The sequence below is a fragment of the Pseudomonas sp. LG1E9 genome, assembly GCF_003290225.1.
Lineage (GTDB): Bacteria > Pseudomonadota > Gammaproteobacteria > Pseudomonadales > Pseudomonadaceae > Aquipseudomonas > Aquipseudomonas cyclaminis.
The window spans coordinates 262,216-283,710 of record NZ_CP029983.1 but is presented as its reverse complement, the minus strand read 5'-3'; the positions used below and the strand labels follow the sequence as shown (position 1 = coordinate 283,710).

Here is a 21,495-nt window from a genome sequence, read left to right as displayed (position 1 = left end):
GGGGCGAACTGACAAGCTGGGGATGTGTCGCACAGGGCATTTGTCATCAATTGCTCGACAGCCGATCGCCCTTGGCAAACTTCCACGTGCGGATGATTTCCAGGCGGTCCACGTCGTTCAGGTCGCCGGTAAACGGCGCGAAAGGCGCAGCCAGGCGCACGATACGCTGTGCGGCCTGGTCCAGCAGCGGCTGGCCGGAGGACTCCAGCACCTGCACTTCATATAAGGTGCCATCGCGGTTGATCGACACTAATAGACGCAAATTGCCGTAAATCTGCTGGCGCCGTGCTTCTTCCGGGTAGTTGAGGTTGCCGATGCGCTCGACCTTCTTGCGCCACTCGTCCTTATACCAGGCGCCTTTGTCGCGCATGGTCGAGGCGGCATTCAGGCGGTAGATGCGTGGGCGCTTGGCGTACAACTGCTGTTCGTTGGCCAGTTCGGCTTCCAGGCTGGAGATTTCGTCGGACAGGGTCGAGCTGTCGAAAGTAGGCGCCGGCTTCACGGGCTCCGGCTGCGGCTCGGTCTTGGTCTTTTCGCGCTGGACCGGGGCTTTTTGTGGTTTGGGTGCGACGGTGGTCACCGTCGGCTTGGGTGTAGCCTGCTTGACCTCAGGCTTGGGCGAGGGAGGCGGCGTGACCTTATTGACCTTGTTGTCCTGGAACGGTGCCAGTTCGGTGGTCTTGGGGATGGCTTTCTTGTCGAGGGTGCCGCTGCCCTGTTGATTGTCCTGAGCCAGAAAGTCCGCCTTCTCAGGCTTCTTTTCACTCTTGAAGGTGGCGAGGGTGATTTCCAGGGTCTTGGTGATCTGCTTGGGCTCGACCATGGTGAAACCCACGCCGAGCAGCAAGGCCAAGTGAATCAAGGCGGCCAGGAACAGGGTAAATCCGAGCCGATCAGCCGGGCGCACGCCGCTATGGGAGAGTTCGGGGGGCAGATCGGACGGGAGTGTCATGACAAAAAAACCAACATCGCGCGTTTCACAGGTGGCGCATGATAACGCAATGTTGGTGCGTGTCCGGCTGTTCTATGTCACTTGGCTTGTAGCTTGCGCTCAATGGCGGCCATCAGCATTTCGCCGATGTTGGTGCCAAAGGCGTTGTCGATCTCGCGGATACAGGTCGGGCTGGTGACGTTGATTTCGGTGAGATTTTCACCAATCACGTCAAGGCCTACAAACAGTAAACCCTTTTCCCGCAGGGTCGGGCCGACTTGGGCTGCAATCCAACGGTCCTTGTCCGTCAGAGGACGCGCTTCACCGCGACCACCGGCGGCCAGGTTGCCACGGGTCTCACCGGCTGCCGGGATACGCGCCAGGCAGTAGTCCACCGGTTCGCCGTCGATCATCAGGATGCGCTTGTCGCCGTCCTTGATCGCCGGAATGTAAGCCTGGCCCATGATCTGCTGAGTACCCAGCACGGTCAGGGTTTCCAGGATTACCGACAGGTTCGGGTCGCCGGCGCGGTGACGGAAGATCGACGTGCCGCCCATGCCGTCCAGCGGCTTGAGGATCACATCGCCATGTTTGGCGGCGAACTCACGCAGCACATCGGCGCGGCGGCTGACCACGGTCGGCGGTGTGCATTGCGGGAACAGCGTGGCGAACAGCTTTTCATTGTAGTCGCGCAGGCTCTGCGGCTTGTTGACGATCAGTACACCGGCGCGCTCGGCCTGCTCCAGCAGGTAAGTGGAGTAGACGAATTCCATGTCGAACGGCGGATCCTTGCGCATCAGGATCACGTCCAGATCGCTCAGCGGGCTGTCGATCTCGTCCGAAAGCTCGAACCATTTTTCCGGGTTGGCGAACACCTGCAGCGGGCGCATGCGTGCGCGGGCCTCGCCGTCGCCCTGGTACAGATCGCGCTGCTCCATATAAAACAGGGTCCAGCCGCGGGCCTGGGCGGCCAGGAGCATGGCCAGCGAGCTGTCCTTTTTATAGGAAATGCTGGCGATAGGGTCCATGACAATGCCGACGCGAACGCTCATGGGGGATTTCCTCTAGCAAATTGGGCGCATAAAAGTGGCGTCAGAGTGGCGCTGCGGCTGTTGTGGGTCAAGGAAAAACCACCTGGCGGGTGCCTCGATAGATTGCTCCCCGAGACTGTGCTAAAAAGACTGCCACGGCGCAGCAGCCCTTGAAATCCAAGGCCTGCGACGCTCATCCTGTGCAACATCAGGCAGTACACACCGAAAAACCGATTCGCTGTGGCGATGGTAGAGCAGATATGGAACAGCATTCCAACGCCTTGAGAGTGATGGTGATCGACGATTCGAAAACGATCCGCCGCACCGCCGAGACGCTGTTGAAGCACTCGGGCTGCGAGGTCATTACGGCACTCGACGGTTTCGATGCCCTGGCCCGGATTGTTGATCATCACCCGCACATTATCTTTGTCGACATCATGATGCCGCGCCTGGATGGCTATCAGACCTGCGCCCTGGTGAAGAACAACCCGGCGTTCAAGTCGATCCCGGTGATCATGCTGTCCTCCAAGGACGGCCTGTTCGACAAGGCCAAGGGGCGCATCGTGGGTGTCGATCAGTTTTTGACCAAGCCTTTCAGCAAGGAAGAACTGCTGGGTGCGATCAAGGCGTATGTGCCGGGGTTCGCCGCAGTAGAACAAGCACACTGACGCCGCCCCACAAGGGCCGGCGCCGACCAATGTAGTGGGGAAAACCATGGCACGTGTTCTGATCGTCGACGATTCGCCGACTGAAATGTACAAACTCACCGGCATGCTGGAAAAGCACGGCCATCAGGTCCTCAAGGCCGAAAACGGCGCCGACGGCGTAGCCCTGGCTCGCCAGGAAAAGCCCGATGCAGTACTGATGGACATCGTGATGCCGGGCCTCAATGGCTTCCAGGCCACGCGCCAGTTGTCCAAGGAGCCTGAGACCAACGCTATCCCGATCATCATCATTACCACCAAAGACCAGGAAACCGACAAGATCTGGGGCGCACGCCAGGGCGCCAAGGATTACCTGACCAAGCCGGTCGACGAAGAAACCCTGATCGCCACCCTGAACAAGGTGCTGGCCGGCTGACGGCACGCCATCATGACCGAGTCGCAAACCGCCTTCGAGTTGCTGCTGGACATCGACCGCCGCTGCCGCCTGCTGGCCGCCGACCTGCCGTCCCAGGAAGCCCGCCTGCAACGCTGGAGCGGGATCGGCTTTCGCCTGGGGCAACATTGGTATGTGGCGCCCATGGGCGAAGTCGCCGAAGTCCTGCATGAACCGCGATGCACTTTAATGCCCGGGGTCAAGGCCTGGGTCAAAGGTGTTGCTAACCTGCGCGGGCGCCTGCTGCCGGTGATGGACCTGGGTGGTTTCCTCGGCCTTGCGCTGTCCAAGGCGCGCAAGCAGCGGCGGGTGCTGGTGGTGGAATACAACGATCTGTTTGTCGGGTTGCTGGTAGACGAGGTGGTGGGCATGCAGCATTTTGCACAAGACGCCTTGCTGGCGAGTGCCAGCCCCGGCGCGCCGTTTATCCAGGGCCAGTTCGACGGCGACCCGCCGTGGCAGGTCTTCAGCCCCTTCGCCCTGGCCCAGGCCCCAGGCTTCATGGACGTCGCCGCATGACCACCGCTACCGCGCCCAAACCCCAGGCCGGCTCGCGCAGCCGCTCACAGATCATCGTGCTGTTTATCGCACTGATCGTGTTCATCATGCTGCTCTTCGCCAACTTCGCGTACCTCAACACCCAGTCCACCTACGACAAACAGTACATCGGCCACGCCGGAGAACTGCGGGTGCTGTCCCAGCGCATTGCCAAGAACGCTACCGAAGCCGCCGCCGGCAAGGCTGCTGCCTTCAAGCTGTTGGGTGACGCGCGCAACGATTTTGCCCAGCGCTGGGGCTACCTGAAAAAAGGCGACCCGCAAACCGGCCTGCCTGCGGCGCCCAGTGCGGTGCGGGCCGAGATGCGCGCAGTGCAGACCGACTGGGAAGCGCTGCTGAAAAACACCGACGCCATCCTCGCCAGCGAGCAGACCGTGTTGTCCCTGCACCAGGTGGCCGCGACCCTGGCCGAAACCGTGCCGCAATTGCAGATGGAATCGGAAAAGGTCGTCGACATCCTGCTGCAACGTGGCGCCCCGGCCAGCCAGGTGGCCCTGGCCCAGCGCCAGTCGCTGCTGGCCGAACGTATTCTGGGGGCGGTCAACACCGTGCTGGCCGGCGACGAAACAGCCGCGCAGGCCGCCGACACCTTTGGCCGCGATGCCGCCCGTTTTGGCCAGGTGCTCAATGGCATGCTCAACGGCAACCCCGGCCTGCGCATCACCCAGGTCGAAGACCACGATGCCCGCGCGCGGCTGGCGGATATCGCCGAACTGTTCGAGTTTGTCTCCGGCTCCGTGGATGAAATCCTCGAAACCTCACCGCAACTGTTTCAGGTGCGCGCCTCGGCGAGCAATATTTTCAATCTGTCGCAAACCCTGCTCGATGAAGCCTCGCACCTGGCCACCGGGTTTGAAAACCTCGCCAGCGGGCGCAGCTTCGACACCATTGGCGGCTACGTGCTGGGCCTGCTGGCGTTGGCCTCGATCATCCTGATTGGCCTGGTAATGGTGCGTGAGACCAACCGCCAACTGCACGAGACTGCCGAGAAGAACGAGCGCAACCAGAACGCGATCATGCGCCTGCTCGATGAAATCGAAGACCTGGCCGATGGCGACCTCACCGTGACGGCCTCGGTGACCGAAGACTTCACCGGCACCATCGCCGACTCCATCAACTATTCCGTGGACCAACTGCGCGATCTGGTCGCGACGATCAACCTCACCGCCGGCCAAGTTGCCGGTGCGGTGCAAGAAACCCAGGCCACCGCCATGCACCTGGCCCAGGCCTCGGAGCATCAGGCCCAGCAGATCGCCGAAGCGTCCACCGCGATCAACCAGATGGCCCAGTCCATCGACCAGGTATCGGCCAATGCCGCCGAATCCTCGGCCGTGGCGGAACGCTCGGTGGAGATTGCGAACAAGGGCAACGAGGTGGTTCACAACACCATCCACGGCATGGACAACATCCGCGAACAGATCCAGGACACCGCCAAGCGCATCAAGCGCCTGGGCGAATCGTCCCAGGAGATTGGCGACATCGTCAGCCTGATCGACGACATCGCCGACCAGACCAATATCCTCGCCCTCAACGCCGCCATCCAGGCGAGCATGGCCGGGGATGCCGGACGCGGCTTTGCGGTGGTGGCGGATGAAGTGCAGCGACTGGCCGAGCGCTCATCGGCCGCCACGCGGCAGATCGAAACCCTGGTGAGGGCGATCCAGACCGACACCAACGAGGCGGTCATCTCCATGGAGCAGACCACCACCGAAGTGGTCCGCGGCGCACGGCTGGCCCAGGATGCCGGCGTGGCGCTGGAAGAGATTGAAGGCGTGTCGAAGACCTTGGCGGCGTTGATCCAGAGCATCTCCAATGCAGCGCAGCAGCAGACGTCATCGGCGGGGCAGATCTCCCTGACCATGAACGTGATCCAGCAGATCACTACGCAGACGTCGTCGGGGTCGACCGCGACTGCCGAAAGCATCGGTAACCTGGCGAAGATGGCGAGCCAGTTGCGCAGGTCGGTGTCGGGTTTCACCCTCCCACCCCCGAAACAGGCAGATGACTGAAATGCATTCCAAATGTGGGAGGGGGCTTGCCCCCGATTGCAGTGGGTCAGCCATAGATAGATCAACTGACAGTCTGCAATCGGGGGCAAGCCCCCTCCCACATTGATTTCCATTGGTTCAAAAATACCAGCAACCCACGAATTCTAAGCGGAGCAGTTATGGTTGACCGGCACGACTACGTGGCCCTCGAATGGGTCAAGGGCGACATTGCCGAAACCCTGAAACAGGCCCGTTCGGCGCTGGATGCGTTTGTCGAAACCCATGACGATGACGTGATCTGCCAATGCCTGGCCGGTATCCATCAAGTGCATGGCGCGCTGCAAATGGTCGAGTTCTACGGTGCGGCGCTGCTCGCCGAAGAGATCGAAGAACTGGCCCTGGCGCTCCAGGCCGGGCAGGTCAGCCAGCGCGAGGAAAGTATCCGTCTGCTGCAACAGGCCCTTGGCCAACTGCCCCTGTACCTCGACCGCGTGCACAGCGCCCGCCGCGATCTGCCGTTGGTGGTGCTGCCGCTGCTCAACGACCTGCGCAGTGCGCGAGGTGAAAGCCTGCTCTCGGAAACCAGCCTGTTCAGCCCACAACTGCTGTCGATTGCGCCACTGCCCGATGAAGCCCTGGCCCAACGCGCAGTGCCGGACCTGCATGAACAACTGCGCCAATGGCACCAACTGCTGCAACAGGCCCTCGCCGGGTTGCTGCGCGAAGACCACGGCCCCAGCAATCTGGAAGACATGGCGCGTGTGTTCGCACGCCTTGAAGCCCTGTGCCAGGGCGCGCCATTGTTGCCGTTGTGGCAAGTGACGTCGGCGCTGGTCGAAGGCATGCTCACCGGCGTTGTTGCCAACAGCCCGGCCTTGCGCAGCCTGCTCAAGGCCAGTGACAAGCAGCTCAAGCGTTTGCTGGCCCAAGGTATTGGTGGAATCAACCAGTCTGCGCCGGATGAGTTGCTCAAGAGCCTGTTGTTCTACGTCGCCAAAGTCACCCGGCCGACGCCGCGCATGCAAAGCCTCAAGGAACGCTACGGCCTGGATGAAGCCTTGCCCGACAGCGCCGTGGTCGACGCCGAACGTGCCCGCCTGGCCGGGCCGGACCGCAATGCCATGGGCTCGGTGCTCGGTGCGTTGTGTGAAGAGCTGGTGCGGGTCAAGGAGCGCCTCGACCTGTTCGTACGCAGCGACCGCCAACACACCCACGACCTCGATGCGCTGCTGGCGCCGCTGCGGCAGATCGCCGATACCCTGGCGGTGCTGGGGTTCGGCCAGCCGCGCAAAGTCATCATCGATCAGCTTGCGGTGGTATTGAGCCTGGCCCAAGGCCAACGCGAACCCAATGACGCCGTACTGATGGACGTCGCGGGCGCGCTGCTCTACGTCGAAGCTACCCTGGCCGGAATGGCCGGCACCGTCGAACCGGAAAGCCGCGAAGAAAGCCGCCTGCCCACCACCGACCTGACTCAGATTCACCAACTGGTAATCCGCGAGTCTTGCCAGTGCCTGAAGCAAGCCAAAGAGTTGGTGATTGACTGCATCGAAGCCGACTGGGACCGTCAGCGCCTGGAGTCCCTGCCGGAACTGCTGAGCCAGGTGCGCGGCGCATTGGCGATGATTCCGCTGCCGCGTGCAGCGAGCCTGATGCGCGGCTGCACCGATTACGTCGATGAGCAGTTGGTCGTCAACCATGACGCGCCGTCCGAGACCCAGTTGGCCCATTTTGCCGAGGTAATCAGCAGCCTGGAGTACTACCTCGAACGCATGCTCCAGGACCCCGACGCCGCCGGTGAACGGGTATTGGAACTGGCCACCCAAAGCCTCGCGGCGCTGGGTTACCTGCCTGCTGAAAAACCCTGGCGCCAGGCCTTGCTGGCCCCCGATGGCGTGCTGTCGACGGATGAGGCCCCGAGCCAATCCCAGTTCGACGCGTTGGCCAACCCCACGTCGCGCCTCAACCCGCCGGCCTTGCAACGCCCCGGTAGCCTGTTGCCACCCCCGGCTGATGAAGAGCCCATCGACGATGAACTGCGCGAAGTCTTCCTCGAAGAAACCGACGAAGTCCTCGACGTGCTGCACCGTCACCTGCCCAACAGCGCGGACAAAACCGCCCAAGGCGAAATGCGCCGCGCCTTCCATACCTTGAAAGGCAGTGGTCGCATGGTGCGCGCCCTGGTGCTGGCCGAACTGGCATGGGCCGTGGAAAACCTGCTGAACCGTGTGCTTGAACGCAGCGTGGCCCTCGGCCCCGGAATCCAGCAGGTGCTGGATGATGCCGTGGCCTTGCTGCCGGAATTGATCGCCGACTTTGCGACGGACGACCAACACCAACGCGACGAAGTCGACGCACTGGCCGCTCGCGCCCACGCCTTGGCCGGTGGCGGCGCTGTATCCGCTGCCGAGCCCCATGACCCGATGCTGCTGGAGATCTTCCGCAATGAAGCCCAGAGCCACCTGGACAGCCTCAACCACTTCCTGCAACAGGCCGCCGAGCATGTGCCGCTGCAAGTCAGCGATGAGCTGCAACGCGCCCTGCACACCCTCAAGGGCAGTGCCTACATGGCCGGCGTATTACCGATCGCCGAACTGGTGCGACCGCTGGATCACCTGACCCGCGAATACAAGGCCCATCGCCTGCCGCTGGACCTGGACGAAGTGGAGTTGCTGCTGGAAGCCGAAGCCCTGTTCCAGCGTGGCTTACGCCAACTGGACCGCGACCCTCTGGTGCCGATCAAGGGCGCGGCCGACCTGATTGGCCGCACCCAAACCCTGCTCGACCATCAGTTGGCCGCGCTGCTCGACGCGCCCAACACCGGCTTGCGCATCAAACGCGACCCGCAACTGATCACCAACTTCCTGGCCCAGGGCATGGACATCCTGCTCGACGCCGAAAGCCTGCTGCGGCGCTGGCAACAGCACCCCGGCGAGCGCCAGGAACTCACCGCTCTGCTGGATGAACTGACCACCCTGGGGGAGGGCGCACACACCGCCGACCTGCATCCCATCGACGAGTTGTGCGAAGCCTTGCTCGACCTCTATGGGGCGGTGGAAGAGAGCAGCCTGGCGGTCAGCGAGCGGTTTTTCCATGAGGCCGAACAGGCCCATGAAGCACTGATCAACATGCTTGACCAGTTGGCCGCCGGCCAGGAAATCAGCCCGGTGCCGGCCCGGGTGCAGGCCCTGCGCGACCTGCTGGACGATGCCCTCGACCCGTCCGCCACCGGCCTGATCAAAACCGACGGCAACCGTGCGCTGAGTATTGCTGAACTGGGTACTGCCACCGCGCAGTTGGAGCATGAAACGGCGATGGACGATGAGATCGTCGAGATCTTCCTCGAAGAAGCCGTGGACATTCTCGACAGCGCCGGGCAGTCCCTCAAACGCTGGTTGCTGGAACCTGAAAACGCAGCACCGTTGTCCTCGTTGCAGCGCGACCTGCACACCCTCAAGGGCGGCGCGCGCATGGCCGAAATCGGCCCGGTGGGCGATCTTGCCTACGAATTGGAATGCCTTTACGAAGGCCTTGTGGACCGGCGCTATAGCTACAGCACCGAGCTGTCCCAGGTGCTCATGGCCAGCCATGAACGCCTGGCTTTACAGCTGGACGAACTGCACCGCCACCAGCCCTTGAGCGAAAGCGCCGAGCTGGTTGCCAAGCTGCGCGAACTGCGCCAGAGCAGTACCCCCGCCGCACAGGCTCCTGCGCCTGAAACGGCGGGCGCCGACCCGGAATTGCTGGATATCTTCCTCGAAGAAGCCGCCGATATTCTCGACAGCTCCGGCAGCGCACTGCTGCGCTGGCAGGCCGAGCCGAACAATCGCCAGGAAGTCGAGACCCTGCTGCGCGACCTGCACACCCTCAAGGGCGGCGCGCGCATGGTCGAGATCGGGCCGATTGGTGACCTGGCCCATGAGCTTGAGTTTCTCTACGAAGGGCTATCGGCCGGCTTGCTCGCACCGTCCGCCGAACTGTTCGCGCTGCTGCAAGGCTGCCATGACCGCCTGGCGCAGATGATCGACGCCGTGGCAGACGGCTTGCCCGTGGGCGCGGTGGACAAGCTTATCGGACGCATCAGAAGCCTGGTGCACCCAAGCGTAGAAGCAGTGGCACCGGTCGCATTGCCCGCAGGCAAGACCGAGGCGGTCGTTGACCCCGCCGCCGACATGGTGAAGATCTCCGCTGATCTGCTGGATGACCTGGTCAATCTGGCCGGCGAGACCTCGATCTTCCGTGGTCGGATTGAACAGCAAGTCAATGACGCACGCATCGCCCTGACCGAGGTGGAAACCACCATCGAGCGCATGCGCGATCAACTGCGCCGCCTCGACACCGAAACCCAGGGCCGCATCCTCAGCCGCCAACAGGCCGAGGCCGAGCGCCTGGGCTATGAAGACTTCGACCCGTTGGAAATGGACCGCCATTCGCAGTTGCAGCAATTGTCACGTGCGTTGTCCGAATCCGCCTCCGATTTGCTCGATCTGAAGGACACCCTCGACCGTCGCAACGAGGACGCGCACGCCCTGTTGCAGCAACAGGCACGCATCAACACCGAATTGCAGGAAGGCCTGATGCGCACGCGCATGGTGCCGTTCGAACGCATGCTGCCACGCCTCAAACGCATCGTGCGCCAGGTGGCGGGCGAGTTGGGCAAGGACGTGGAATTCATCGTCGGCAACGCCGAAGGTGAGATGGACCGCAACGTGCTGGAACGCATGGCGGCGCCTTTGGAACACATGCTGCGCAACGCCGTCGATCATGGCCTGGAATCCAGTGAGGCGCGCCTGCTGGCCGGCAAGCCGAAAAAGGGCCGCATCACCCTGGACCTGACCCACGAAGGCGGCGACATCGTGTTCGACATGCGCGACGACGGCGCTGGCGTGCCCCTGGACGCGGTGCGGCGCAAGGCGATCAAGCGTGGTTTGCTCGGCCCTCATCAAGAGATCAGCGACCGCGACGTGTTGCAGTTTATCTTGCAGCCGGGGTTCTCCACTGCCGAGAAAATCACCCAGATTTCCGGACGTGGCGTGGGCATGGACGTGGTGCATGAAGAAGTACGCCAGCTCGGCGGCTCGATGTTCATTGAGTCGACGCCGGGCGAGGGCGTGCATTTTCGCATTCGTTTGCCGTTCACCGTGTCGGTCAACCGTGCGCTGATGGTGCAGTGCGCGGACGATCAATACGCGATCCCGCTCAATACCATCGAAGCGTTGGTGCGGGTGCTGCCCCATGAGCTGGCGGGGCACTATCAGCAAGATCCGCCACGCTATGAATATGCCGGGCAGAGCTACGAGTTGTTCTACCTGGGCGACCTGCTGCACACCGTCGGCCGGCCCAAATTATTGGGCCAGTACCAACCGGTGCCGGTGTTGCTGGTGCAGTGCAATGAGCGCCGCGTGGCGGTGCATGTGGACGCCATGGCCGGTACCCGGGAGATCGTGGTCAAGGGCCTGGGGCCGCAGTTTGCCGGGGTGCAAGGGTTGTCCGGCGCGACCATCCTGGGCGACGGCCGCGTGGTGCTGATCATCGACTTGCTTGCGCATATCCGCGAACGGCAACCGGCGTTGCCGGCCCAGTCGGTGGATGCGCCGCTGATCCTCAACGACCCACTGAAAAAGCGCCCGCTGCTGGTGCTGGTGGTGGACGACTCGGTCACCGTGCGTAAAGTCACCAGCCGCCTGCTGGAACGCAACGGCATGAACGTACTCACCGCCAAAGATGGCATCGACGCCCTCGCGTTGCTCGAAGAACACACCCCGGACCTGATGCTGCTCGACATCGAAATGCCGCGCATGGACGGTTTTGAAGTGGCCACGCAAGTGCGCAACGACCCACGCCTGATGCGCCTGCCGATCATCATGATCACCTCCCGCACCGGCCAGAAACACCGCGACCGCGCCATGGCCATTGGCGTCAACGACTACCTCGGCAAGCCGTATCAAGAGTCGGTGCTGCTGGAAAGCATCGCCTATTGGAGCAAGTCCCATGCTTGACCACCGCACCAGCCAACTCACCGGCCTGCTGCTGCCCCTGGCTGACCGTCACCTGGTGCTGCCCAACGTCGCCGTGGCCGAACTGATCGACTTCCAACGCGGCGAACCGGCCAGCGATGCGCCGCCGTGGTATCTGCGGCAAGTGACGTGGCGGGATCGGCAGATTCCGTTGATCAGTTTCGAAGCCGCGTGCGGCGAGGCCAGCGTGACTGGCGAACGCTCACGGATCGTGGTGTTGAACGCGCTGGGCGGGCGACCGACGTTGAAGTTCATTGCGTTGGTGATCCAGGGGATTCCCCGGTCGTACAAGCTCGACAGCGAGTTGAGCTACGTGGACGTGCCGCTGTGCCCGTTGGAACTGGCGGCGGTGCAGGTGGGGGAACAGGTGGCGAAGGTGCCGGACCTCATGGGGTTGGAAGCCTTGCTGGTCGAATCCGGATTGGCCTGAACACTCTTCTCAAATTCAGTGAGACCTACTGTGGGGAGCTGGCTTGCGCTCGGCTCCAGCCCTCAATCAATCCGCGCAAACCGCTCAATCACCGGCTGCTCCCGATGCTCGGCCTGCCACAAATCGTAGGCACTTTGCATCGACAACCATAGCTGCGCGGTACTCACACCGGCCCGTTCCAACCGAACGGCAAGGTCCGGGCTGACCGGGGCGTGGCCATGCAAGATCCTTGAAAAAGTCTCGCGGGCGAAGCCAAGACGTCGCGCCATTTCGGTAATGGTGATGCCCAGGGCAGGGATTACATCTTCAAGCAAGATTTCACCGGGGTGAGGTGGGTTGTGCATGCCCATATCGATACCTCTACTCAGTGGTAGTCAAGATAATCGACCAGTTCGACCTGGTCGTCGAAATTGTGATGTGATGCATCACACTCTGCAACGGCCTTGCATCGGGTTTAACAGTCGGATTCATGATGTCTGCCCGTGGCACGATTCGGATGGAAAAGGCTACAAAAAACGGTGACACGGACGTGCAAGTCCGGTTACATGTCGGCGCACCAGCGCCCATAGCCATCCAACGGGCGTTTTTTATGCCTGCTGTATTCGTTATGGCGGCTGTGCGTGGGAGATCCCTTGGGGTCTGCCGGGGTCCGATATGCCCGGTCTTGCACACCTGCGCACGGCTGCCACCCTAATTCGCGTGCAAGCGGAGCGGGCAGTCTCCATCACATATCGGAGCTGTAAATCATGATCAAACCTACCCCTAATCCGCCCCTCTTCACCGTAAAGCCTCATCAAGACACCGAAACCCTGCTGGTCAACGCCAGCGAAACCCTGTCCTCCCTCAACGCACTCACCTGCAACCTGGCCTTCGACCTGGACACTTCCCAGCGCGCCATCATGCTCGGGATTCAGCAAATGGCCGAGTTGGGGCAACTGTTGGTGGATCGGGCGCTGGAACAGATTTCTCCATCTTCTACAGCTTAAAACTTGATCGTTCCCAAAAAGGGACCTATCGTTCCCTTTTTGGGACTCATTGGCCGCCGCAATGCAAAACTTACCGCTCAGCACCGCGCTCTTCACCGTCACCCAGCAAAAAGTACTGAGCCTGCTTTTCGGTAAGCCCGACCAAAGCTTCTTCACCAATGAAATTGCGCGATGGGCTCATGTGGGCAAAGGCAGCCTCACCCGGGAGCTGGAGCGCTTGCAGTTGGCGGGCATTTTGAGCATGACGCGCCAAGGCAACCAGATCCACTACCAAGCCAACCCCCAATGCCCGATCTACTCGGAGCTGTTAGCCATTGTGCGCAAGACGCTGAGCCTGGATGAGCCATTGCGCGCTGCACTGGCACCGTTCGCCGAGAATATAACCTGGGCTTTTATCTACGGTTCCATCGCGAAGGGCGAAGCGCACTCATCCAGTGACATAGATCTGATGCTGATTGGCGAAAGCCTCAACTACAGTGAAGTCATGGAGCAGCTCATACCGTTGGAAGAGCAACTGGGCCGTCCCATCAATCCGACGCTTTACACCCCCGAAGACTGGCTCAGCAAATGGAATGCCGGGAACAGTTTTGTGCAGCGGGTCGTGCAGCAGGACAAGATCAATCTAATTGGGGGCAACCCTCTGGAATCCTCGAATGGACAGCAAGGCAAACCTGGAGAATCTGCGACGTAGCGGTGGCTTGAAGGCTGAGCCACCGGATCGCAAGGAGTGTGATGGGCTGATGCGTTCAGCCCTGCACCGCCTGAAAGATGCTGGTAATCCACAGTTAGCGTTCGCCAGTCGTTTCGACCTGGCTTACAACGCCGCCCATGCTCTCGCGCTCACGGCTTTGCGTCTGCGAGGCTATCGCTCTGACAAACGCTATCTGGTGTTTCAATGTCTGGTTCACACCACCGACGTGAGCAAGGTGGCGGTAAGGTTATTGGCCCTGTGTCATGAGCGTCGAAATCTGGCGGAATATGAAGGGTATATGGATGAGGATGAGGCCCTGCTGGGTCAATTGATTGATAGCGCCACAGCACTGCTGAATAAGGTGCAGGATTTGTTGGCTGGCCATGAGTGGAGATAGCGTGGTTCGTTCAAACACAGCCACTCCCACATTCTGACCTTCAGCTGGCTCGGGTCGGCGTTTGCTGACGGTCCATTACTCCAGCCGTAACGATCCACCGCCGGGCTTGATTGATGGCCCCCTAAATCACTCCTAAGGTAAGCCCACGACAGCAACCCTCGTGGAGCGACCATGACAACAATAACTACCCCCGACTCGCGCTGGACGCGGCGGCGCGATGAGAAGCAGCGGCGGCTCGGGCTGGTCAAGAAGTACGCAGACGGGGCCGTGCTGCCCAGCGACAAGATCGTCGAAGCGCTTGAAGCCCTGATCCTCCCCGGCGACCGCGTCGTACTGGAAGGCAACAACCAGAAGCAAGCCGATTTCCTCTCGCGCTCCCTGGCCAAGGTCGACCCCGCCAAGCTCCACGATTTGCACATGATCATGCCCAGTGTCGGCCGTTCCGAGCACTTGGACCTGTTTGAAAAAGGCATCGCCCGCAAGCTCGATTTCTCCTTTGCCGGCACCCAATCCCTGCGCATCAGCCAGTTGCTCGAAGACGGCCTGCTGGAAATCGGTGCGATCCACACTTACATCGAACTCTACGCACGGCTGGTGGTGGACCTGATCCCCAACGTGGTGCTCTCCGCCGGTTTCATGGCCGACCGTGCCGGCAATATCTACACCGGCGCCAGTACCGAAGACACGCCAGCGCTGATCGAACCCGCCGCCTTCAGCGATGGCATCGTGATCGTGCAGGTCAACCAGTTGGTGGACGATGTCACCGACTTGCCCCGCGTCGACATCCCGGCGAGCTGGGTGGATTTTGTGGTGGTGGCCGACAAGCCGTTCTACATCGAGCCGCTGTTCACCCGCGACCCGCGCCACATCAAGCCAGTCCACGTGCTGATGGCGATGATGGCGATCCGTGGCATCTACGAAAAACACAATGTCCAGTCGCTCAACCATGGCATCGGTTTCAACACCGCCGCCATCGAGCTGATCCTGCCCACCTACGGCGAATCCCTCGGCCTGAAGGGCAAGATCTGCCGCAACTGGACCCTCAACCCGCACCCGACGCTGATCCCGGCGATCGAAAGCGGTTGGGTGCAAAGCGTGCATTGCTTCGGCACCGAATTGGGCATGGAGAACTACATCGCCGCACGCCCGGATGTGTTCTTCACCGGACGCGATGGCTCGATGCGCTCCAACCGCATGTTCTGCCAACTCGCCGGCCAATACGCGGTAGACCTGTTTATCGGCGCCACCCTGCAAGTGGATGGCGACGGCCACTCCAGCACCGTGACTCGTGGCCGCCTCGCCGGCTTTGGCGGCGCGCCGAACATGGGCCACGACCCACGTGGCCGTCGCCACGGTACCCCGGCATGGTTGGATATGCGTCACGACGATGCGCCTGAGGCCTTGTTGGAGCGCGGCAAAAAGCTCGTGGTGCAAATGGTCGAGACCTTCCAGGAGGGCGGCAAACCCACCTTCGTCAACACCCTCGACGCGGTGGAAGTGGCACGCAAAAGCGGCATGCCGCTGGCGCCGATCATGATCTACGGCGACGACGTCACCCACCTGCTCACCGAAGAAGGCATCGCCTACCTGTACAAGGCGCGCTCCCTGGAAGAGCGCCAGGCGATGATTGCCGCCGTCGCCGGGGTGACCGCCATCGGCCTGCGCCACAACCCCAAGGACACCGCGCGCATGCGCCGCGAGGGCCTGATCGCCTTGCCCGAAGATCTGGGCATCCGCCGTACCGACGCCACCCGCGAGCTGTTGGCCGCCAAGAGCGTGGCCGATCTGGTGGACTGGTCCGGTGGCCTGTACAACCCGCCCGCCAAATTCAGGAGCTGGTAAATGCGCGCTCTTAAACTGCACGAACTCAGCCTCGCGGATCGCCTGGCGGACATGGCCGTTGATGCATTGATCGATGAAGCCGACCTGTCGCCCAAACCTGCCCTGGTGGACCGTCGCGGCAATGGCGCCCACAGCGATTTGCACCTGGGGCTGATGCACGCCTCGGCGCTGTCGTTGTGGCCGATGTTCAAGGAAATGGCCGAAGCTGCGCTTGAAATCGGTGAGGTCGGCTTGCCCCTGCGCGAAGCCCTCGGGCGGATCGGCCGTGAAGGTGAGCAAGTGATGCTGATCACCACCAACGGTGTAAACACCCATCGCGGCGCGATCTGGGCGCTCGGCTTGCTCACTGCTGCGGCAGCCCTGGAACCTCGCGCAGTAACGCTGAATGCCGCCCGATTGGCCCTGCTCAACGACCGCTACGCCCCACAATCGCGGAGCCACGGTGCTGAGGTCGCGCAACGCTACGGCGCCCGTGGAGCCCGTGAAGAAGCACAACTTGGCTTCCCCTCGGTGATGCAACGCGGCCTGGTGCAACTGCACAAAAGCCGCAGCCAGAACGCCGGCGAACAGAACGCACGCCTCGACGCCTTGCTGGCGATCATGACCGAGCTGGCCGACACCTGCGTGCTCTACCGCGCCGGCACCGAAGGCTTGCACGCGATGCAGCGTGGCGCCCAGGCAGTGCTTGATGCGGGCGGCAGCGCAAGCCTCGCCGGGCGCCGCCAGCTGCATGAGCTCGACCACCAATTGCTGGCCCTGAATGCCTCCCCCGGCGGCGCCGCCGACCTGTTGGCCGCCTGCCTGTTTATCGACCGCCTCGACGGAGCGTTGTGATGGAAACCTTATCCTTTGAGTTCCCCGCCGGGCAGCCGCCGAAAGGTCGTGCGCTGGTGGGTTGCGTCGGCTCCGGCGACCTGGAAGTCCTGCTGGAACCGGGCACGCCCGGCACGCTGACCATTCAGGTACAGACCTCGGTGAATGGCGCTCAGCAACGCTGGCAGCATGTGTTCGAACGCATCTTCCAGGAGCAGACGCCGCCTGCCCTGAAGATTGATATCCACGATTTCGGTGCCACCCCCGGCGTGGTGCGCTTGCGCCTGGAGCAGGGTTTCGAGGAGATCGGCCATGATTGATTTCTCCAGACACAGCTTCGTTGAGCTGGGCGCTCGGCAGCGGGCCAAGGCCTTGCTGGACGCCGGCACGTTCCGCGAATTGATCGACCCGTTCCAACGGGTCATGTCGCCCTGGCTCAGCCGCCAGGGCGTGGTGCCCCAGGCTGACGACGGCGTGATCATCGCCAAGGGCAGCATCGATGACTTACCGGTGGTGATCGCCGCCATCGAAGGCAATTTCCAGGGCGGCAGCCTGGGTGAGGTCGGCGGCGCAAAAATCGCCGGCGCGCTGGAACTGGCCGCCGAGGACAACCGCAAAGGCATTGCGACCCGCGCCGTGCTGCTGCTGGAAACCGGCGGCGTGCGCTTGCAGGAAGCCAACCTGGGCCTGGCTGCGATTGCTGATATCCACGCGGCGATTGTCGACCTGCGCCAATACCAACCGGTGATCGGTGTGGTGGCGGGCAGCGTTGGCTGTTTTGGCGGCATGTCCATTGCCGCCGGATTGTGCAGCTATCTGGTGGTGACCCGCGAAGCGCGCCTGGGCCTCAACGGCCCGCAAGTGATCGAGCAGGAAGCCGGGCTGGAGGAGTACGACTCCCGTGACCGCCCGTTTATCTGGAGCCTTACCGGCGGCGAGCAGCGCTTCAACAGCGGTCTCGCCGACCGTTATGTGGCCGACGATGTGGCGCAGATCCAACAGACCGTCACCGCGTTGCTGCATCAAGGTATGCCCGCTCAACAGCGCAGCCAGCAGGCTGATCTGTATCTCGCACGCCTGGCCGAACTGGACGCGGCGGCGCAAATCGACCCGGCGACGGTTCGCGATCTGTATCAGGGAGAGCGCTCATGAGAGGTTTGCAGTGGTTCAACGCATTGAGCGCCGGCGCCGCACCTGTTGACGGGTTGCCGGCTTCGCTGAAAGTCGCCGATGGCCCATTAGGTCGTTTTATCGCCGTGGTCACGGATGAGCAAAACCGCTTCCCCCGTGCCCGCAATGGCGAAGTCGGCCTGCTGGAAGGCTGGGGGTTGGCCAAGGCCGTGGATGAAGCCATCGCTCGCGGCGACAAGCGTCCCATCATTGCTATCGTCGATGTGCCGAGCCAAGCCTATGGCCGTCGTGAAGAAGCCCTGGGCATCCATCAAGCCCTGGCCGCCGCCGCCGACAGCTACGCCCGCGCCCGATTGGCCGGGCATCCGGTGATCGCGCTACTGGTGGGCAAGGCCATGTCCGGTGCTTTCCTCGCCCACGGCTACCAGGCCAATCGCCTGATCGCCCTGCGCGATCCTGGTGTGATGGTGCACGCCATGGGCAAGGCGTCGGCGGCGCGGGTGACCCTGCGCAGCGTCGAAGAGCTGGAAGCATTGGCCGCCAGCGTGCCGCCCATGGCCTATGACATCGACAGTTACGCCAGCCTTGGTTTGCTGTGGGAAACCTTGACGGTCAGCCAGATTGAACAGCCTACGGCGGACGATGTGGCGCGGGTCAGCGAATGCCTGGTGAGTGCGATCAAGGACATTGGCACGTCTGATTTGAGCGGACGCCTCGGCGCCACCAATCGTGCCGCCTCCAGCCACGTGCGCCAACTGTTGCGCGAGCAATGGTGAACGCCCACGACCTGCTCTGGGGCATGACCCCGGCGCATCTGCCCGCCGACGCACCGGCCTGGGCGGTGGACGTGATCAGCGCCGGTCACCCGGTGGTGGTGCGTCGCGCCCTCGCCGAGCCGGGCGAGGTGGCGATCGGTGTGCGTGGGCGTTTGCGCGAACAGCGTTTTGCCGCCGTGATGCCGATGGCGGCGGTGCGTCGGCGCGTGGTGCCGGAGGCGTTGCGCGCCGTGATCTCGACCCGGGATTTGCCCGCGTTGCAGGCATTGCAGCAGGTGCGACCGGTGCTGGGCCAGGCAAGCTGGGGCGTCAGTGGCAGTGCGGGTTTTGAGTTGGCGAGCGGTATTGAAGCGCTGCATGCGATGAGTGACCTGGATTTGATCCTGCGCGCACCTGAGCCGCTGGATCGCAACGATGCGCGGGCGCTTCTGGAACAATTGGATAAGGCGGCGTGCAGCGTTGACCTGCAGCTGCAAACCCCGTTCGGCGCCGTCGCCTTGCGCGAATGGGCCGGGCCGTCACGCCGCGTATTGCTCAAAACCGTCAGCGGTGCGCACCTTGTACTCGACCCCTGGCAGGCCGTGGCATGAGCAGTCTGCTGGTGTTTCCGGGGCAGGGCGCCCAGCGCACGGGCATGCTCCAGGCGTTGCCGGCCGACATCCTGGCCGAGGCCAGCGATGCCTTGGGCGAAGACGTGCGCCGGCTCGACTGCGCGCAAGCCTTGGCCAGTACCCGCGCCGTGCAACTGTGCCTGTTGATCGCCGGCGTGGCGCACGCTCGCCTCCTGCAACACACCCCGGATTACGTGGCTGGTCTGTCCATCGGTGCCTACCCGGCAGCGGTAATCGCCGGCGCGCTGGCGTTTGCCGATGCGGTCAGGTTGGTCAGCCTGCGTGGTGAGCTGATGCAACAGGCTTATCCACAGGGCTATGGCATGACTGCTTTGATAGGCCCGCAGTTATCCACCGTCGAAACCTTGCTGGCTGAAATCCACAGCCCACAAACCCCGGTGTACCTGGCCAATATCAATGCCGACAACCAGACCGTCATCGCCGGCAGTGATGCCGCCATGAAGCGCGTTGCCGAGCGCATCAAAGGCAACGGCGTCGCCAAGCGCCTGGCGGTCAGCGTGCCGTCCCATTGCGCATTGCTGGAGCAACCGGCCCAGGCGCTGGCGCAAGCGTTCGTTGCACTGAAGGCACCGCGTATCACCTATTTGAGCAGCACCCGTGCGCGGCCGATCCACAATCCCGAGCAACTGCGTGACGACCTGGCCTTCAACATGTGCCGCGTGGTCGACTGGCGCGGCACCGTGCAAAGCGCCTATGAGCGCGGCGTGCGCCTGCAAATCGAACTGCCGCCGGGCGCCGTGCTCACCGGTCTGTCACGCCGCGTATTCGAACAAGGTACGGTGATCGCCTGCGAAGGCGCGCGCCTGGACACGTTGCAGGCCCTGCTGCAAGAGGAGGAGCGCCGCCACCGATAAAGCACCACCCAAGGCTTTCGAAGCACAAAAACAACAATTTCGATCGAGCACTTTGAGGACAACAACAATGATTATCTACGGTGTGGCGTTTCTGGCGCTCTGCACGTTGGCTGGCCTGTTTGTCGGTGAACTGCTGGGTAAGTGGATGGGTATTCCTGCCAACGTCGGCGGGGTGGGCATCGCCATGTTGCTGTTGATTGGGCTGGGCAGTTACCTCGGCAAGCGGGGCTTGTTTACCGGCAAGTCGGAGCAGGGCGTGAGTTTCTGGGCGGCGATCTATATCCCTATCGTGGTGGCCATGGCGGCCCAGCAGAACGTGTATGGCGCCATCAGTGGCGGGCCCATGGCGATACTGGCCGGGACCCTGGCCGTGGTGCTGGGCTTTGCCCTGGTGCCGGTGTTGGTGCGCATCGGCAATCGTGAGCCGAGCGCGGCCGTTCCCACCAAAGAGGCGGGGTGATCGCCATGTACGAATCCTTGATGAAAGTGATCACCGGCTACGGCCTGATCAGCGGTTTCGCGGTGATCGGCCTGACCATGTGGGTGTCCTACTGGATCTCCGACACCTTTACCAAAGGCCGCCTGCACGGCTCAGCCATCGCCATCCTGCTCGGGCTGGTGCTGTCGTACGTCGGTGGTGCCTTCACGGGTGGCGCCAAGGGTGTGGTGGATATTCCGTTGTTGTCGGGCATCGGCCTGTTGGGCGGGGCGATGCTGCGCGACTTCGCGATTGTCGCCACGGCGTTTGGTGTGAGTGTCGATGAGCTCAAGCGCGCTGGATACGTGGGTGTGCTTGCGCTGTTTGTCGGGGTGGGCTCGTCGTTTGTCGCCGGCGTCGGCGTGGCCATGGCGTTCGGTTACACCGATGCGGTGAGCCTCACCACCATTGGCGCGGGCGCCGTGACCTACATCGTCGGCCCGGTGACTGGCGCGGCGATTGGTGCCAGCTCCGAGGTGATGGCGTTGTCGATTGCGGCGGGGTTGATCAAGGCGATTCTGGTGATGGTGATGACGCCGTTCGTGGCACCGCTGATCGGTTTGGACAATCCGCGCAGTGCGGTGATTTTCGGCGGGTTGATGGGCACGTCCAGCGGCGTGGCGGGAGGGTTGGCGGCGACTGATCCGAAGCTGGTGCCTTACGGCTGTTTGACCGCAGCGTTCTATACGGCGCTGGGGTGTCTGCTGGGGCCGTCGTTGCTGTTTTTGCTGATGCGGGGGTTGGTGGGCTGATTTCGGGATTTGTGCTGTCTGGTGTGGTGCTATCGGGGGCAAGCCCCCTCCCACATTTTTAATTGCGGATACATTCAAGTGTGGGAGAGG

The 21,495-nt window shown here is 62.5% G+C and carries 21 protein-coding genes; 18 read left to right on the top strand and 3 right to left on the bottom strand.

The annotated features are described in order from the left end of the window. Positions 1–46 precede the first annotated feature (46 nt). Complete coding sequence (locus tag DNK50_RS01490; protein WP_099585835.1) at positions 47–952, bottom strand: energy transducer TonB; 906 nt, start codon at positions 950–952, stop codon at positions 47–49. 77 nt (positions 953–1,029) lie between these two features. Next, positions 1,030–1,983, bottom strand: a complete 954-nt coding sequence (gene gshB / locus DNK50_RS01485; RefSeq protein WP_112192665.1) for a glutathione synthase — start codon at positions 1,981–1,983, stop codon at positions 1,030–1,032. Positions 1,984–2,222: 239 nt separating this feature from the next. Between gshB and pilG the strand changes: the two genes are divergently transcribed. From pilG to DNK50_RS01455, 6 genes are all read left to right on the top strand, one after another. Continuing rightward, on the top strand, positions 2,223–2,630 hold the full coding sequence (gene pilG / locus DNK50_RS01480; RefSeq protein WP_099585833.1) for a twitching motility response regulator PilG: 408 nt from the start codon (positions 2,223–2,225) through the stop codon (positions 2,628–2,630). Positions 2,631–2,676: 46 nt separating this feature from the next. After that, positions 2,677–3,042 carry a twitching motility response regulator PilH gene (gene pilH, locus DNK50_RS01475; protein ID WP_003176670.1) on the top strand — a complete coding sequence of 122 codons (366 nt, stop codon included), beginning with the start codon at positions 2,677–2,679 and terminating at the stop codon, positions 3,040–3,042. A gap of 12 nt (positions 3,043–3,054) precedes the next feature. Continuing rightward, entirely contained in the window at positions 3,055–3,579 is a 525-nt protein-coding gene (locus DNK50_RS01470) for a chemotaxis protein CheW (protein WP_099585832.1), read from the top strand. Next, positions 3,576–5,627 carry a methyl-accepting chemotaxis protein gene (locus tag DNK50_RS01465; protein WP_112192664.1) on the top strand — a complete coding sequence of 684 codons (2,052 nt, stop codon included), beginning with the start codon at positions 3,576–3,578 and terminating at the stop codon, positions 5,625–5,627. Before DNK50_RS01470 ends, DNK50_RS01465 begins: the two co-directional genes overlap by 4 nt. A gap of 158 nt (positions 5,628–5,785) precedes the next feature. After that, positions 5,786–11,605 carry an Hpt domain-containing protein gene (locus DNK50_RS01460; RefSeq protein ID WP_112192663.1) on the top strand — a complete coding sequence of 1,940 codons (5,820 nt, stop codon included), beginning with the start codon at positions 5,786–5,788 and terminating at the stop codon, positions 11,603–11,605. After that, positions 11,598–12,053, top strand: coding sequence for a chemotaxis protein CheW (locus tag DNK50_RS01455; RefSeq protein ID WP_099585829.1), 456 nt, complete (start codon positions 11,598–11,600; stop codon positions 12,051–12,053). The genes DNK50_RS01460 and DNK50_RS01455 overlap by 8 nt, the downstream gene beginning before the upstream one ends. Positions 12,054–12,115: 62 nt before the next feature. On the opposite strand, the gene DNK50_RS01450 is transcribed toward DNK50_RS01455, so the two are convergent. After that, the gene (locus tag DNK50_RS01450) at positions 12,116–12,403 is read right to left on the bottom strand and encodes a HigA family addiction module antitoxin (RefSeq protein ID WP_020301914.1); all 288 of its coding nucleotides are present in this window, start codon (positions 12,401–12,403) and stop codon (positions 12,116–12,118) included. 396 nt (positions 12,404–12,799) lie between these two features. Between DNK50_RS01450 and DNK50_RS01445 the strand changes: the two genes are divergently transcribed. The 12 genes from DNK50_RS01445 (at position 12,800) to madM (ending at position 21,405) form a co-directional block, all read left to right on the top strand. Next, complete coding sequence (locus DNK50_RS01445) at positions 12,800–13,039, top strand: DUF6124 family protein (RefSeq protein ID WP_099585828.1); 240 nt, start codon at positions 12,800–12,802, stop codon at positions 13,037–13,039. 61 nt (positions 13,040–13,100) lie between these two features. Next, positions 13,101–13,730, top strand: coding sequence for a nucleotidyltransferase domain-containing protein (locus tag DNK50_RS01440; protein ID WP_099585827.1), 630 nt, complete (start codon positions 13,101–13,103; stop codon positions 13,728–13,730). Continuing rightward, on the top strand, positions 13,693–14,127 hold the full coding sequence (locus DNK50_RS01435) for a hypothetical protein (protein WP_099585826.1): 435 nt from the start codon (positions 13,693–13,695) through the stop codon (positions 14,125–14,127). Before DNK50_RS01440 ends, DNK50_RS01435 begins: the two co-directional genes overlap by 38 nt. Before the next feature lie 171 nt (positions 14,128–14,298). Beyond that, a complete protein-coding gene (mdcA, locus tag DNK50_RS01430) occupies positions 14,299–15,969 on the top strand; it encodes a malonate decarboxylase subunit alpha (protein ID WP_112192662.1) in 1,671 nt (556 codons plus the stop codon). Then, positions 15,970–16,803 (top strand): triphosphoribosyl-dephospho-CoA synthase, encoded by an 834-nt coding sequence (locus DNK50_RS01425; RefSeq protein WP_099585824.1) that lies wholly within the window; start codon positions 15,970–15,972, stop codon positions 16,801–16,803. It abuts the gene before it with no gap. Continuing rightward, the gene (locus tag DNK50_RS01420; protein WP_112192661.1) at positions 16,803–17,102 is read left to right on the top strand and encodes a malonate decarboxylase subunit delta; all 300 of its coding nucleotides are present in this window, start codon (positions 16,803–16,805) and stop codon (positions 17,100–17,102) included. Before DNK50_RS01425 ends, DNK50_RS01420 begins: the two co-directional genes overlap by 1 nt. Further along, entirely contained in the window at positions 17,095–17,934 is an 840-nt protein-coding gene (locus DNK50_RS01415; RefSeq protein WP_112192660.1) for a biotin-independent malonate decarboxylase subunit beta, read from the top strand. Before DNK50_RS01420 ends, DNK50_RS01415 begins: the two co-directional genes overlap by 8 nt. Beyond that, positions 17,931–18,689, top strand: a complete 759-nt coding sequence (mdcE, locus tag DNK50_RS01410; RefSeq protein WP_112192659.1) for a biotin-independent malonate decarboxylase subunit gamma — start codon at positions 17,931–17,933, stop codon at positions 18,687–18,689. The genes DNK50_RS01415 and mdcE overlap by 4 nt, the downstream gene beginning before the upstream one ends. Further along, entirely contained in the window at positions 18,683–19,279 is a 597-nt protein-coding gene (locus DNK50_RS01405; RefSeq protein ID WP_099585820.1) for a malonate decarboxylase holo-ACP synthase, read from the top strand. Before mdcE ends, DNK50_RS01405 begins: the two co-directional genes overlap by 7 nt. Next, on the top strand, positions 19,276–20,175 hold the full coding sequence (gene mdcH, locus DNK50_RS01400) for a malonate decarboxylase subunit epsilon (protein ID WP_112192658.1): 900 nt from the start codon (positions 19,276–19,278) through the stop codon (positions 20,173–20,175). Before DNK50_RS01405 ends, mdcH begins: the two co-directional genes overlap by 4 nt. Before the next feature lie 67 nt (positions 20,176–20,242). Then, the gene (gene madL, locus DNK50_RS01395; RefSeq protein WP_112192657.1) at positions 20,243–20,635 is read left to right on the top strand and encodes a malonate transporter subunit MadL; all 393 of its coding nucleotides are present in this window, start codon (positions 20,243–20,245) and stop codon (positions 20,633–20,635) included. Positions 20,636–20,640: 5 nt separating this feature from the next. Further along, positions 20,641–21,405 carry a malonate transporter subunit MadM gene (gene madM, locus DNK50_RS01390; protein ID WP_112196883.1) on the top strand — a complete coding sequence of 255 codons (765 nt, stop codon included), beginning with the start codon at positions 20,641–20,643 and terminating at the stop codon, positions 21,403–21,405. The last annotated feature ends 90 nt before the right edge of the window (positions 21,406–21,495 follow it).